The organism is Caulobacter sp. ErkDOM-C, assembly GCF_048541825.1.
GTDB lineage: Bacteria > Pseudomonadota > Alphaproteobacteria > Caulobacterales > Caulobacteraceae > Caulobacter.
Window position 1 is genome coordinate 519,516 of sequence record NZ_CP183332.1, and the last position, 13,145, is coordinate 532,660.

Consider the following 13,145-nt stretch of genomic DNA (forward strand, 5'->3'; position numbering starts at 1 on the left):
GGCTTGGATTTACCGGAGCCTCCCATGGCCAAGCTGCAGCCCCTCCAGTCGTTCAGCCTGCAAGAGACCGAAGACGGCTATCGCCTGCTGGTCTCGGCCATCGGCGGCGATACCCTGTATGTCTCGATCACCACCGAGCAGATGGACGACATCATCGACTCGCTGGAACTGGCGACCGGTGGCGACGCCGACGACGATGTGGAGTCAGAGCATGACGACGCCTGACCGATCGATTCTACCCGTCATTTCCGGCCTGCGTTGCCGCTGTCCGCGCTGCGGCGAGGGCAAGCTGTTCCGGGGGTTCCTGACTCTGGCCCCGGCCTGCGACCGCTGTGGTCTGAGCTACGCCTTCGCCGACCCGGCCGACGGCCCGGCCTTCTTCGTGATGAGCGGTGTCGGCATCATCGTGATCGGCGTGTTCGCCTGGGTCGAGATCGCCTATCGCCCGCCGATCTGGGTGCATTTCGTCACCGTCTTCCCAGCCCTTATCGCGGCATGCCTGGGCACGCTGCGGCCGGTCAAGGCCTGGCTGGTGGCGTCGCAATACATCCACAAGGCCGAGGAAGGCCGGTTCGAAAGCCTGGGCCGTCACGACTATGACAGCCGGCGGATGTAGCGCGACGCGACGGTAAGAGCGCTATTTCTTCTCCAGCAGCAGCTGGCCGCGCTTCTGCAGCTGATCCCGGACCTTGCCCGCGATCATGCCCAGCACGCCGGGCAGGACGATATCCAGTTTCACCATGTCGCCCAGCACATCCATGGTGCCGCTGATCGTCTGACCCATGGCCACGGCCGAGAAGGTCATGGTGTCGCCGTCCCACGACTGATGCACCTGATCGGCCTTGCCGCCCGGGATCTGGGCGGCCAGCTGGGCAAAGCCGGTCTCGATCCGCCGCCGCGCTTCGACCGCGCCGAGCTGGTGGGGGATGGTGATCGTGATCGGCTTGGACATGCTGGGTCTCTATTGAAGGTTCGGTAGCAACGTTCCGAAGATAGGAACGGTTCGGCGTTACGGAACATGCGTCCGTTTCCGACGTAGGTAGGGGCGAGGGTAAGGCATCCCAGGAGGACGCCATGACCGACTACGCCATGCCCCACGCTTTTCAACCCACCCGCCGTCCCGCCCGTCCGGGCCGTCCCACCGGCGTCCTGGGTGCGATCAGCTATGCGGGCGTTCTGCTGGTCTGGGCAGCCCTTTTCGTGGTCGACCGGCCGCTGGCGATGAAGGTGTTCCGCGAGCGCCGCGCCGACTCGCCGATCCGCCGCGACTGGTCCTGGTAGAGGTCTCGCCAAGGCCGGCGAACAATGACAAGCCTTGGGCCATGTCGCTGTCCGTCACCGCCCGCGCCGTCCATCACCCGCTGAAGGCCCCGTTCCGCATCTCGCGCGGGGTCAAGACGGCGGCCGAGGTGGTGGTGGTCGAGGCCCGGGGCGGCGGCCATGTCGGACGCGGCGAGAGCGTGCCCTATGGCCGCTATGACGAGACCGTAGCGGGGGTTCTGGCCCAGCTGCAGCCGGCCCTGGCGATGCTTGAGCGCGAGGGCGATGGCAATATCGATCATGGCGCGGCCCTGGCCCTGTTGCCGCCCGGCGCGGCCCGCAACGTCCTGGACTGCGCGCTGTGGGATCTGCGCGCCAGGCTCACCGGCGTCAGCGTCGCCGAGGCCACGGGCCTGCCGGTTCCAGCCTCGCTGGTCACCGCCGTCACGGTCAGCCTGGACACGCCCGAGGCCATGGCCGCCGCCGCGCTGGCCGTCGCCGCCGCGCCGCTGATCAAGATCAAGCTCTCCGCCGAAGACCCCGCCGCCCGCCTGCGGGCGGTGGCCGCCGCCGCGCCTGATGCCCGCTTGATCGTCGATCCCAACGAGGGCTGGACGTTCGAGATCCTGCACGGCCTGCGCTCGCTGCTGGCTGACCTGCCGATCGCGCTGGTCGAGCAGCCCCTGCCGGCCGACGCCGACCAGGCGCTGGACGGCTATGATCCCCCCTACCTGATCTGCGCCGACGAGTCGGTGCATGTCGGCGGCGACCTGGCGGCCCTGCGCGGGCGCTATCAGGCGGTGAACCTCAAGCTCGACAAGACCGGCGGCCTGACCGAAGCCGTGCGGATGCTGGAGCAGGCCAGGGGCCTTGGCTTCCAGCTGATGACCGGCTGCATGGTCGCCTCGTCGCTGGGCATCGCCCCGGCCCTGCATCTGGCCGGGCGCTGCCAATTCGCCGATCTCGATGGGCCGTGGTGGCTGGCCGTGGATCACCCCGGCGGACTGCGTGTCGAAGGCGGGATGATCACACCGCCCAAGGCGGGCTTCTGGGGTGACGGTATCGCGGCGTCGGGCCTTTGGCTTTGACGCCAGGCCGGCCCCATCTTCGCCCCAAAGCGTGACCATGGTTTTCGGCTCAGCGGAGGACCTTATGCGAGACAAATGGCTGATCGCCGGAGGCTGGCTCAGCGCCGCCGCTGCTCTGCTGCACATCGCGGTGATCGCCGGCGGACCCGACTGGTACCGGTTCTTTGGCGCAGGCGAGGGCATGGCCCGGGCGGCCGAGCAGGGGTCCTGGGTTCCCGTCGTGACGACCCTGGGCATCGCGACCATCCTGGCGATCTGGTCGGCCTATGCCTTCTCCGGCGCAGGGCTGATCCCGCGGCTGCCCCTGATCCGCACGGGCCTTGTGACCATCAGCGCGATCTATCTGGCGCGAGGCCTGATCCTGTTTCCCATCCTGGTGTTGAAGCCCGAGCTGATTAACGCCTTTGCCGTCTGGAGCTCGCTGATTGTGCTGGCTTACGGCGTGGCCTATGCCTTCGGAACCTGGCGGTCTTGGCGCCATCTGGGCAAGTCCGGCCAGCGCCCCTCTTGATCCGATGACGCGGCGCGGCTCAGAGTAGGCCATGGCCGAGAATCCCCTGGAACGCCTGGACACCTTCGAGCTTCTGAAGCTGGGCAAGGCCTCGGTGACAGTCGGTGGTCTGGCTGCGGCCCTGTTCATCATCGCGGCATCCCTGTTCGCCGCGCGGCTGACCTCGGCGGGCTTGCAGCGCCTGCGCGCCCGGGCGGCCGGCAGCGCCGCTTCGCTGTACATCGTCGAGAAGGTGGTGACCTACGGCCTGGTTGTCATCGGGTTCGTGGCGGGCCTGTCGACCATGGGTCTGGACCTCACGTCGCTGGCGGTGTTCGCCGGCGCCCTGGGCGTGGGCGTCGGTCTGGGCCTGCAGGGCATGGTCAAGGACTTCGCCTCGGGCATTTCGCTGGTGTTCGAGCGACTGGTGGCGGTGGGCGATTTCGTCGAACTGCCCAGCGGCCAGCGCGGCGTGGTGCATGAGGTCGGGCCGCGCGCCACCCGCATCCGCACCAATGACAGCACCGACCTGATCGTGCCCAACTCGGTGCTGGTCAATGACCTGGTCATCAACTGGACCCTGCGCAACACCAACCGCCGTATCCGTGTGCCCTTCGTCACCGCCTTCGGGGTCGACAAGCAGAAGGTGCGCGAGGCGGTGCTGAAGGCGGCCAAGTCGGTGCCCTTCACCTCGCCCGACGACGCCGTGCGCCGCACCCAGGTCTGGCTGGTCGGCTATGGCGAGCACGCCCTGAAGTTCGAGCTGATCGTCTGGCCCACCGTCGAGGCCGTGCGCCGCCCGGCGGCGATCTTCGCGGCCTATACCTGGGCCATCGACGACGCCCTGCGCGCGGCGGAAGTCGAGATCCCCTATCCGCAACGCGACATCCGGGTGCGCGGCCTGTTCGGCGAAGAGGGCGACGAGGCCCTGACCAGCCTGAAGCTGGAACCCGCCGCCCGTCGACGCAGCAAGGCCAAGGCCGCCAAGCCCGGCTCCAGCAACGACGCCGCCCTGGATCTGGAGCGCGAGGATCCCGATGATCCGCCGATGCCGCCGTCGCCCCCCGCGCCCAAGGGCTGAGGTTTCTGAACGGCGATAAGCTGAGCGCTTGACGCCCCTTCCGCGCCGCCGCAATCTTCTCGCAACTGCGAAAAGAGCAGCAGGCGTGACAGTCGAAAGCAGACGCCGGTTTCGGCGCCCGTCACGCGGCAATCAAGAACGGGGAGACTGCGGATGAAGACCGCGCGAGGCTTTTTCAAACCCTTGGCCATCGGCGCGCCCGCGCCGTACCGCGATCTGCCGGCCCGCGTCGAGCGCATGATCCACTTCGTGCCGCCGCACCTGGAGAAGGTGCGCGCCAAGGTTCCCGAGATCGCCTTGAGCGTCGATGTGATCCTGGCCAATCTCGAAGACGCCATCCCTGCCGACGCCAAGGGCGCGGCCCTGGCCGGGTTGATCGAGATGTCGCGCGCCACCGATTTCAAGGCCCTGGGCGTGGGCTTCTGGACGCGGATCAACTGCCTCAACTCGCCCTGGCACCTGGATGAGGTCGCCACCATCGTCGAGAAGGCCGGCGACAAGATCGACGTGATCATGGTGCCCAAGGTCGAGGGGCCTTGGGACATCTTCTACATGGACCAGCTGCTGGCCTCGCTGGAGGCCAAGCACGGCGTCACCCGGCCGATCCTGCTGCACGCCATCCTTGAAACGGCTGAGGGCGTGATGAACGTCCAGCAGATCGCGGCCGCCAGCCCGCGTATGCAGGGCATCAGCCTGGGCCCGGCGGATCTCGCCGCCAGCCGCGCCATGAAGACTACCCGCGTCGGCGGCGGCCATCCCGGCTATCGGGTCATCGAGGATCCGCATGCCGACGGCTCTCCCCGCGCCTCGGTGCAGCAGGACCTGTGGCACTACACCTTCGCCAAGATGGTCGACGCCTGCGCCGCCCACGGCATCAAGCCGTTCTATGGCCCGTTCGGCGCGATCGATGATCCGGTGGCGTGCGAGCAGCAGTTCCGCAACGCCTTCCTGATGGGCTGCGCGGGCGCCTGGAGCCTGCACCCCAGCCAGATCGCCATCGCCAAGGAAGTGTTCAGCCCGGCCCCGGACGAGGTGATCTTCGCCAAGCGCATTCTCGAGGCCATGCCCGACGGCACGGGCGTCGCCATGCTGGACGGCAAGATGCAGGACGACGCCACCTGGAAACAGGCCAAGGTGATGGTGGATTGCGCGCGGCAGATCGCGGGCAAGGATGCGGAATATGCCAAGCTGTATGGGTTTTAGGCGATAGATGCTCCCCCTTTGGGGGAGCTGTCGCGTAGCGACTGAGGGGGCCTTCTGGGCTTACGCCGAGCTAGCCCCCTCCGGCCCTCCGGGCCACCTCCGCCGGAGGGGGAGGATCTGAATTCACCCCACCGTCGTCACAATCCTAGCGCCCTGGCTCAGCAGCTTGTGGATCGGGCACATCTCGGCGATGGCCAGCAGGCGTTCGCGCTGCTCGGCGTCGAGGTCGCCGTCCAGGGTGATCTCGCGGTCAAACCGCTCGGGCGGGGTCATGTCGGCCTCGCGGCTGCTGCGGACCTCGACATGCACCGCGCCCAGAGGCCAGTTCTTGCGCTCGGCGTAGAGGCGCAGGGTCATGGTGGTGCAGGCCGCCAGGCCGGCCGCGACCAGATCGTGAGGGTCAGGACCCAGGTCCAGACCGCAGGCCTCCACCTTGACGTCGGCCACCAGGCTGGTGGGACCGGCGGTCACGAACATCTGCAGGCCGCCATGACCGCTGTCGTCGGCGATGGCGCTGGGGCGAAGGGCGTCGGTCATGGGCGAAGTTCCTTGGGGCGTTCAGCCAAGCTTGGGTCTCAGGTCGCGCACTGCAAGAGCAGGTCGGTCGTCTATCTCCGCGCTATCGGCGTCAGGCGGAAGTCCGGTTCGCGATCGGGTCCCAGGGAAATCTTGGCCACTGGAATGACCGGCCTGTCGTCCGCCATGGCGATCTGAAACCGAGACAGCAGGCCGCCGAGCAAAATCTGGCTCTCGGCCATGGCGAAGCTGGCGCCGATGCAGACCCGAGGGCCCGCGCCGAACGGGATGAAGGCGTCCATCCCCCAGGGCGAGGGGTGATCGAGAAAGCGTTCCGGAAGGAAGGCCGTCGGTTGATCCCAAAGCTTGCGATGGCGATGGATCAGCCACGGGCTGATGGTGATCACGTGGCCCGGCGAGACCTTGCAGCCCTGGACTTCATCTTCGGCGATGACCTCGCGGCTCATCATCGGGGCGGGCGGATAGAGCCGCAAGGTTTCCAGCAGGACCGAGCGGGTCAGGGGCCAGGCCGAAAGATCCTCCAGGGTGCGGATCCTGTCTGGCGGAAAGGCCTGGATTTCGGCCTGAACCCGCGTTTGGGTCTTGGGATCCAGAGCCAGCAGATAGGCGGCCCAGAACAGCAGGCGCGAGGTGGTCTCGAAGCCCGCCGCCAGCATGGTCCCGCACTGATCGCGGATTTCGCTGTCGGGCAGGGGCTGGCCGTCCTCGTCCCGGGCGGCAAGCAGACCATCCAGAAGATCGCCCCCTTGCGCGCGAGGCCCGGCGGTTTTGCGGGCGTCGATCAGAGCGGCGACAGCCGTCATCCAGCGCGCGCCCAGGGCCAGTCGGGGACGCTCGGCGAAGCCGAATTCGCCCGGAGCCCGGGCCAGAAGATCGAAGAGGTTCACATTGGCCCGGCCATGCAGGTAGTCGCGGGCGATCGTGGCCAGTTGCGCGCCTTCACCGCTGGCGGGGCGGGAAAAGAGGGCGCGCAGGACGGCGTCCAGCGTTGCTCGATGAAAGGTCTCGCTGAGATTGGCGCGATCCTGGCCCGCGAGACTGTCGGCCAGGGTTTGGCCGGCGGCGGTGAAGTGCGGCAGCAGGGTCTCGACGGCCTTGGGCGTGAAGGCCGCCGCCAGCGCCTTGCGCTGCCGCCGCCAGGTTTCACCCTCGGTCAGCAGCAGGCCGTCGCCGACGATGGGCCGCAGGATCCGGCTCATCTGGAAGGGCCGCCGATAGCGCGCGGCATGGGCGCCCAGCACCTGCTTGACGCCGGCCGGGTCGTTGACCACCAGGCCAGGCCGCCCCAGGAAGGTGTAGGGGATCATCAGGGTGTCGAAATCAGACTCCGACCAGGCCCCGACCATGTTTCGCATCATGGCCCAGGCGGCGCCCAGATTGGTCTGCGGCCTGGCGTGCACCTTGGGGGCGGGCGGGACTAGGGGGCGGGGAACCTGGGCGTCCATGGTCTGCTTCCAGACGGGGAGGCGCCGGGAGAGGCGCTCCATCCGGAACCATGGCCTAGCATCCCGCAGGGGGCGCTGCAATAATTCACTACGCGGTGAATATCAGGCCGCCGCCACGCGCTGGGCTGGAACGTCGAACACGCGGGTCGACCCGCGCCAGACCTCGATCAGGTCGCAGCGGTGATGCATGTCGATCAGCTCGAACGCCCGCCGGCGCGCGGCCTGATCATCGGCGTAGGGAGCAACATCAAAGCGCGGAACGGAGCCATCGGGCTCGACGCAGAAGAAGGTAAACACCTGCATGGGAACACGGTTCTCAACAGGCGGGTCCGAGCCATATTCGATGGGCGGGGGCCGCAGGCGCTGGTTTTCTTCTTCACCAGCTAGGAATCGACCATAGGACCAAATGTCGCGATTCACCATAAAAATGAGTCTTCAAAAGAGACTCTCTCGCGATCCATCTGGGGACGGTCCTGGGGATGAATCCGCCCGGGCGCGGATCGTTCCAAAGCCGGTTCCCTTTTTCCGGCTTAGCCACTAGGTTCGCACCCTTTCGTAAACGGCGACGTTGAGACTCCATGGCCGCCCACTATCTCGATTTCGAACGCCCCATCGCTGATCTGGAAAGCAAGATCGAGGAGCTGAGCAAGCTCTCCGAGACGGCTGGGCCAGGTGCGTTCGAGCTCGAGATCCAGGCCCTGCGCGACCGCGCCCAGGAGCTGCGCGTCGAGGCCTACGCCAATCTTGACGCCTGGCAGAAGACTATGGTGGCCCGTCACCCCCAGCGGCCCCACCTGCGCGACTATCTGGCCGGCCTGATTGACGAGTTCGTCGAGCTGCGCGGCGACCGCAAGTTTGCCGATGACCAGGCGATCGTCGGCGGGCTGGGCCGGTTCCGGGGTCAGCCTGTCGTGGTCATGGGCCACGAGAAGGGCCATGACACCACCACGCGCCTGAAGCACAATTTCGGCATGGCCCGCCCCGAGGGCTACCGCAAGGCCGTGCGACTGATGGACATGGCCGAGCGCTTCAGCCTGCCGGTCTTGACCTTTGTCGACACCGCCGGCGCCTATCCGGGCCTGGGCGCCGAGGAGCGCGGTCAGGCCGAGGCCATCGCCCGCTCCACCGAGCGCTGCCTGACCCTGGAAGTGCCGATGATCGCCACCATCGTCGGCGAGGGCGGCTCCGGCGGGGCCATCGCCCTGGCCGGCGCCAACAAGGTGCTGATCCTGGAGCACTCGATCTATTCGGTGATCAGCCCCGAAGGCGCGGCCTCGATCCTGTGGCGCGACGGCGCCCGGGCCAAGGACGCCGCCACCCAGATGCGGATCACGGCCCAGGACCTGATCAAGCTGGGCATCGTCGACCGCATCATCGAAGAGCCCGCCGGCGGGGCGCATTCCGATCACGAGGCGGCGCTCAAGGCCGTCGGCGACGCGGTCGAGATGGAGCTGAAGGCCCTGTCCCTGCTGGACGCCGCCGCCCTCAAAAAGCAGCGCTCGGAACGCTTCTACGCCATCGGCCGCGTCGGCCTGCAATAGTCGGACAAGGACGAACCCATGCTCTTCCGGACGATGCTGACCGCCGCCGCCATTCTGGCCATGGCGCCCGTCGCGGCCCAGGCCCAGGCCCAGCCCAAGGAGGGCGTCACCTACAGTCCGGCCTATGAGCTTTGCTGGGACAAGCCGGAAAACTCCAACACCTACGGCATACTTCGCTGCGGCGAGGCCGAGTTGGCGGTTCAGGACGCCCGGCTGAACAAGGCCTACAAGGCGGACATGGCCGACCTGGCGGACGGTCCCGTCGCCAAGGCCGCGCTGCTCAAGGCCCAACGGGCCTGGATCGCCTTTCGCGACGCCGACTGCGCGACAGTCCGGGCGTTGAGCGGCGGCACGATCGCTCCGATCTATATGCAGAACTGCTATCTTGAGCACACCGCTCGCCGCGCTCAGGCGCTGGAAGATCTCCTTAAGCCTTGAGCCTCGGACCGCTCGGGCGTAGCCAGGTTCGTCGCGACCCTGCGGCTATCTGGGGATCAGGGCCTCGAACGCACGCAGAACCTCTGTGCGCACCTCGGCCTTGGTCGCCTGATCACCCAGCACGCTCAAGGTGCTGATGAACAGGTCGCCGACCGCCTTGCGACGATCCTGCTCCGAGGTTCGGGAGACGTATTCGCAGAGCAGCCGCGCGCAGCGCAGGAGATGGACGTCCTCTTCCGGATCGCAAACGGAGATCAGTGCCGAACTGCATTCATAGAGCTCGAGCCAACCTGCCTCATCTTGCAGACTCTGCGCCTTCCAAGTGCGCATCTGGGCGAACATTTCGGCTTGGCTATGCAGGTTCTCGCTCCGGGCGGCCCGGACTGCCTGCTCTGCCTGCTCAAGCGCAGTGCGGGCATAGATGCCACCGGATGCCCTCATGGCCTTGACCAGGGACGATGCCTTGTTGATGACCCTGACCACGCTCATGGCTTCGCCTTCTGGGGCTGGATAAGCTTTGAAAGCTCATCGTCCGAAAGATTGGCGGTCACCGCTTCGGTGATGTCGCTGGAAAGATCCTTGGCGCGTCGGCCGTCGGCAAACTCTGGCGGCGGCGCATCGTTCTTCCAGCGCCGATCCGGGCCGACATAGACGCCGGCATCTATGAAGGACCGCTGCTTTTCGGCGATCCAATAGATCCTCTCCAGCAGGATGATGGGGCTGGCGGGCTTGGCGATGATGTAGTGCGCGCCGCAGTCGCGGCCCTCGGCGACTTCATGCTCGCGTGTGTGGGCGGAAATGATGATCGCCGGAATGATCCGGTCCTCGTCGCGGGGCCGGTTGCGGAGCCATCGTACCAGTTCATAGCCGCTGCACCCCGGCATGTGGGCGTCGGTGAGCAGAAGATCGAAGTGCTGGCGCGACAAAAGCTCCTTGGCATCATCGCCGCTCGAGGCCGTCGTAATCTTGTCGACCCCGAAACTTCTCGTCAGTTCGCTCAATATCTTCAACGACCTCTCGTTGTCATCAACGATGAGGAAGTGCGTCTTGGTGAAGTTTATCCGACTACTGTCCTGCACTCGGGGTGCTTTCAATTCGTAAACATGCGGCCCGGAGGGCAAGGATGGAACATGGATAACAATACATTGACATTCAGAAAGTCCATGTATTGGCACTATACGTGACATAAGTTCTTAGATCAACGGTCTGATGCTCAATTCGCCATTCGGGCTGTTGCTCCCCGGGACGGGCGCGGTCGGCGTTCCTTCGCGACGCCAGGCACGCCTTGTCAAGGCGGCATCCGTCACGCCGGGGGGCTGATCTCGGCGACGCGCTGAAAACGCATCTTGCCTCTCCCCTGCGTCATCCGGGCATAGTGCAGGAAAATCAGAGGGAACCCCGTGTCATGGCCATCAAGACCCGTTTCACCGAGATGTTTGGCGTCGAGCATCCGATCGCCCAGGGCGGCATGCAGTGGGTCGGCAAGGCCGAGTTGGTCGCCGCCGTCGCCAATGCCGGGGCCCTGGGCTTTCTGACCGCCCTGACCCAGCCCACCCCCGAGGACCTGGCCAAGGAGATCGCCCGCACCCGCGATCTCACCGACAAGCCGTTCGGGGTCAATCTGACCATCCTGCCGGCCATCAAGCCGCCGCCCTATGCCGAGTACCGGGCCGCGATCATCGAGAGCGGCATCCGCATCGTCGAGACCGCCGGCTACAAGCCGCAGGAGCATGTCGATCATCTGAAGGCCCATGGCGTGAAGATCATCCACAAGTGCACCGCTGTCCGCCACGCCCTCAGCGCCGAGCGGATGGGCGTCGACGCCATCTCGATCGACGGCTTCGAGTGCGCCGGCCATCCGGGCGAGGATGACATTCCCGGCCTGATCCTGATCGCCGCCGCCGCCGACAAGGTGAAGATCCCGATGCTGGCCTCGGGCGGCATTGCCGACGCCCGCGGCCTGGTCGCGGCGCTGGCCCTGGGCGCCGACGGCGTCAACATGGGCACCCGCTTCTGCGTCACCCAGGAGGCCCCGATCCCGATGGCCTTCAAGGAGCAGATGGTCGCCAATGACGAGCGCCAGACCGACCTGATCTTCCGCACCCTGCACAATACCGCCCGGGTGATGCGCAACGCGGTCAGCCAGGAGGTCGTGCAGATCGAGCGGGCCGGCGGGGCCAAGTTCGAGGACGTCCAGCACCTGGTCGCCGGAACCCGGGGCCGCGACGCCCTGGCCCAGGGCGACACCGACGGCGGCATCTGGTCGGCCGGCATGGTCCAGGGCCTGATCCACGACATCCCGACGGTGCGTGAGCTGGTCGACCGTATCGTGGCCGAGGCCGAACAGCTTATTCGCGGCCGGCTGGCGTCGATGGTCGGCTGACGTCGCGCAACCATCACTGGCCCCGCCCCGCGCGATGGCCGATGAAGGTGCCGACACGCGAGGGACGTTTGATGGCCGATTCGATCGAGACGATGATCGACCGCCTGCGCCATCTGGAGGAGCAGCTCGAGGCGGCTTTCGCCGCCCGGGCTGGAACCCATGGCCTGGACCTCAAGAGCGGCAAGCCGCGCTTCGGCCCCGAGGTCCGGGCCAGCCAGCGCAGCCACAAGCGCCGCATCGACGTCTTCAGGACGCCGTGGCCCACCCTGCTGACCATGCCGCTGATCTACGGCATGGTCATTCCTATGGCCCTGATGGACCTGGCCGTCAGCGTCTACCAGCTGGGCTGCTTCACCGCCTGGGGCATCGAGCGGGTCCGCCGCCGCGACTATGTGGTCATCGACCGCCACCGGCTGAGCTATCTGAACCCGGTCCAGAAGCTCAACTGCGTCTATTGCGGCTATGGCAACGGCGTCATCGCCTATGCCCGCGAGATCACCGCCCGCACCGAGCAGTACTGGTGCCCGATCAAGCACGCCCTCAAGGTCAAGGGCAGCCACGAGCGCTACGCCGCCTTCCTCGACTATGGCGACGCCGAGGGCTTCGTGAAGAGCTCGGCCGCCTATCGCGAACGCCTGAAGAAGGCCAAGGCCCGGGCTGACGCGGCCAGTCAGTCCGAGACCGGCGTTCCTTAAGTCGGCGTCATGACCGGGAATTCACGGGACACCGGAGCCCAGACGGGACACTCAAGGGACGCGTCGCAAGGACGCCGAGGAGTCCGCCGTCGATGCTCATCGCCGCCCTGATCGCCGCCCTGGCCCTGGCCCCCGCGCCCGCGCCGTCCGTCGAGGTTCCCCCGCCGCCGGCCCTGAACACGGCCATAGCCGAGCGCGACGCCAGGCTGTTTAGCGTGATGTTCGACCAGTGCGACCCGGCGGCCCTGGCCGATCTGGTGACCCCGGACATGGAATTCTATCACGACAAGGGCGGGCTGATGGCCCACGACGCCTTCCTGGCCGACTACGCCGCGAGCTGCGCGACCAAGCTGGCCCCCGACGCCTGGCGCTCGCGGCGCGAGCTGTCAGCCGGGACGATGAAGGTCTACGCCATCCCCGGCTTCGGCGCGGTCGAGGAGGGCAGCCACGCCTTCTACGAACGCAAGGGCGCCGGTCCCGAACGCCTGGCGGGCACGGCCCGGTTCTCGATCCTGTGGAAGCTGGAGCCCGACGGCCGCTGGCGCATGGCCCGCACCTTCAGCATCGACCACGCGGCGGCGCCTTAGGGGGCGTCAGGTCCCGCCCCGGGAGGGGCAGGACCTAGTCCATCCCGATCATCACGATATCCATCGCCGCCCGCTCCATGGCGATCAGCCACTCGGCCCGTACCTGCGCCAACTGGCGCGCCTCGTCAGCCTGGCGGGCCTGGACAGCGGCGTCGGCCGGACCGGCGGTGCGGCGTCGGCGCGGCGAGGCTGCGTTGCGGCGGACGGGCTGAGGGCGCGCGGCGCTGGCCACGGCCTCGGCCGCCCATTTCGTCCGCAAGGCGTCCAGCTTTTGGGTCATGTCCAGATGCCAGGCGGTGACCCTGGCGTCGCGTGAGGTGTCGGTCATGCGTGTCTCCGAGAAAGCCGGCGGCGCGCGCCGGAAGGGGCGCACGGCTTCGCCGCCGCGCCGGATCGC

Annotated in this window: 19 protein-coding genes; 12 read left to right on the forward strand and 7 right to left on the reverse strand. The window is 67.1% G+C overall.

The genetic code is table 11. The features are described 5' to 3' along the window. The first annotated feature begins 24 nt into the window (after positions 1 to 24). Complete coding sequence (locus tag ACN2C8_RS02430; protein WP_419254206.1) at positions 25 to 225, forward strand: hypothetical protein; 201 nt, start codon at positions 25 to 27, stop codon at positions 223 to 225. Next, on the forward strand, positions 212 to 616 hold the full coding sequence (locus tag ACN2C8_RS02435; protein WP_419254207.1) for a DUF983 domain-containing protein: 405 nt from the start codon (positions 212 to 214) through the stop codon (positions 614 to 616). The genes ACN2C8_RS02430 and ACN2C8_RS02435 overlap by 14 nt, the downstream gene beginning before the upstream one ends. Positions 617 to 637: 21 nt before the next feature. On the opposite strand, the gene ACN2C8_RS02440 is transcribed toward ACN2C8_RS02435, so the two are convergent. Beyond that, the gene (locus ACN2C8_RS02440; protein ID WP_419254208.1) at positions 638 to 952 is read right to left on the reverse strand and encodes a polyhydroxyalkanoic acid system family protein; all 315 of its coding nucleotides are present in this window, start codon (positions 950 to 952) and stop codon (positions 638 to 640) included. Positions 953 to 1,074: 122 nt separating this feature from the next. On the opposite strand from ACN2C8_RS02440, the gene didA reads away from it, so the two are divergent. From didA to ACN2C8_RS02465, 5 genes are all read left to right on the forward strand, one after another. Further along, a complete protein-coding gene (didA, locus tag ACN2C8_RS02445; protein WP_419254210.1) occupies positions 1,075 to 1,281 on the forward strand; it encodes a DNA damage-induced SOS-independent cell division inhibitor A in 207 nt (68 codons plus the stop codon). 41 nt (positions 1,282 to 1,322) lie between these two features. Beyond that, positions 1,323 to 2,348: an N-acetyl-D-Glu racemase DgcA gene (dgcA, locus tag ACN2C8_RS02450; RefSeq protein WP_419254212.1), complete on the forward strand. Its 1,026-nt coding sequence runs from the start codon at positions 1,323 to 1,325 to the stop codon at positions 2,346 to 2,348. 64 nt (positions 2,349 to 2,412) lie between these two features. Beyond that, positions 2,413 to 2,859, forward strand: coding sequence for a hypothetical protein (locus ACN2C8_RS02455; protein ID WP_419254214.1), 447 nt, complete (start codon positions 2,413 to 2,415; stop codon positions 2,857 to 2,859). A gap of 31 nt (positions 2,860 to 2,890) precedes the next feature. Continuing rightward, complete coding sequence (locus ACN2C8_RS02460) at positions 2,891 to 3,919, forward strand: mechanosensitive ion channel family protein (protein WP_419254216.1); 1,029 nt, start codon at positions 2,891 to 2,893, stop codon at positions 3,917 to 3,919. A 153-nt stretch (positions 3,920 to 4,072) separates the two neighbouring features. Next, complete coding sequence (locus tag ACN2C8_RS02465; RefSeq protein ID WP_419254217.1) at positions 4,073 to 5,122, forward strand: HpcH/HpaI aldolase/citrate lyase family protein; 1,050 nt, start codon at positions 4,073 to 4,075, stop codon at positions 5,120 to 5,122. 123 nt (positions 5,123 to 5,245) lie between these two features. Here the strand turns inward: ACN2C8_RS02465 and ACN2C8_RS02470 are convergent, their stop codons facing one another. From ACN2C8_RS02470 to ACN2C8_RS02480, 3 genes are all read right to left on the reverse strand, one after another. Further along, entirely contained in the window at positions 5,246 to 5,659 is a 414-nt protein-coding gene (locus ACN2C8_RS02470; protein ID WP_419254219.1) for an OsmC family protein, read from the reverse strand. A 71-nt stretch (positions 5,660 to 5,730) separates the two neighbouring features. Continuing rightward, the gene (locus tag ACN2C8_RS02475) at positions 5,731 to 7,104 is read right to left on the reverse strand and encodes a cytochrome P450 (RefSeq protein WP_419254221.1); all 1,374 of its coding nucleotides are present in this window, start codon (positions 7,102 to 7,104) and stop codon (positions 5,731 to 5,733) included. Positions 7,105 to 7,206: 102 nt separating this feature from the next. Further along, entirely contained in the window at positions 7,207 to 7,407 is a 201-nt protein-coding gene (locus ACN2C8_RS02480) for a hypothetical protein (RefSeq protein WP_419254222.1), read from the reverse strand. 275 nt (positions 7,408 to 7,682) lie between these two features. Here ACN2C8_RS02480 and ACN2C8_RS02485 point away from each other — a divergent pair, with 275 nt between their 5' ends. Continuing rightward, entirely contained in the window at positions 7,683 to 8,645 is a 963-nt protein-coding gene (locus ACN2C8_RS02485) for an acetyl-CoA carboxylase carboxyltransferase subunit alpha (protein ID WP_419254223.1), read from the forward strand. A gap of 18 nt (positions 8,646 to 8,663) precedes the next feature. Then, entirely contained in the window at positions 8,664 to 9,083 is a 420-nt protein-coding gene (locus tag ACN2C8_RS02490; protein WP_419254224.1) for a lysozyme inhibitor LprI family protein, read from the forward strand. 45 nt (positions 9,084 to 9,128) lie between these two features. Here ACN2C8_RS02490 and ACN2C8_RS02495 read toward each other — a convergent pair whose 3' ends face one another. Next, complete coding sequence (locus ACN2C8_RS02495) at positions 9,129 to 9,572, reverse strand: hypothetical protein (protein ID WP_419254226.1); 444 nt, start codon at positions 9,570 to 9,572, stop codon at positions 9,129 to 9,131. Beyond that, the gene (locus ACN2C8_RS02500) at positions 9,569 to 10,204 is read right to left on the reverse strand and encodes a response regulator (RefSeq protein WP_419254228.1); all 636 of its coding nucleotides are present in this window, start codon (positions 10,202 to 10,204) and stop codon (positions 9,569 to 9,571) included. The genes ACN2C8_RS02495 and ACN2C8_RS02500 overlap by 4 nt, the downstream gene beginning before the upstream one ends. A 284-nt stretch (positions 10,205 to 10,488) precedes the next feature. Here ACN2C8_RS02500 and ACN2C8_RS02505 point away from each other — a divergent pair, with 284 nt between their 5' ends. From ACN2C8_RS02505 to ACN2C8_RS02515, 3 genes are all read left to right on the forward strand, one after another. Next, positions 10,489 to 11,466, forward strand: a complete 978-nt coding sequence (locus ACN2C8_RS02505; RefSeq protein WP_419262221.1) for an NAD(P)H-dependent flavin oxidoreductase — start codon at positions 10,489 to 10,491, stop codon at positions 11,464 to 11,466. A 71-nt stretch (positions 11,467 to 11,537) separates the two neighbouring features. Then, a complete protein-coding gene (locus tag ACN2C8_RS02510) occupies positions 11,538 to 12,161 on the forward strand; it encodes a hypothetical protein (protein WP_419254231.1) in 624 nt (207 codons plus the stop codon). A 92-nt stretch (positions 12,162 to 12,253) separates the two neighbouring features. Next, positions 12,254 to 12,748 carry a nuclear transport factor 2 family protein gene (locus ACN2C8_RS02515; RefSeq protein ID WP_419254233.1) on the forward strand — a complete coding sequence of 165 codons (495 nt, stop codon included), beginning with the start codon at positions 12,254 to 12,256 and terminating at the stop codon, positions 12,746 to 12,748. Positions 12,749 to 12,782: 34 nt separating this feature from the next. Here the strand turns inward: ACN2C8_RS02515 and ACN2C8_RS02520 are convergent, their stop codons facing one another. Continuing rightward, on the reverse strand, positions 12,783 to 13,076 hold the full coding sequence (locus ACN2C8_RS02520; RefSeq protein WP_419254235.1) for a hypothetical protein: 294 nt from the start codon (positions 13,074 to 13,076) through the stop codon (positions 12,783 to 12,785). Positions 13,077 to 13,145: the final 69 nt, after the last annotated feature.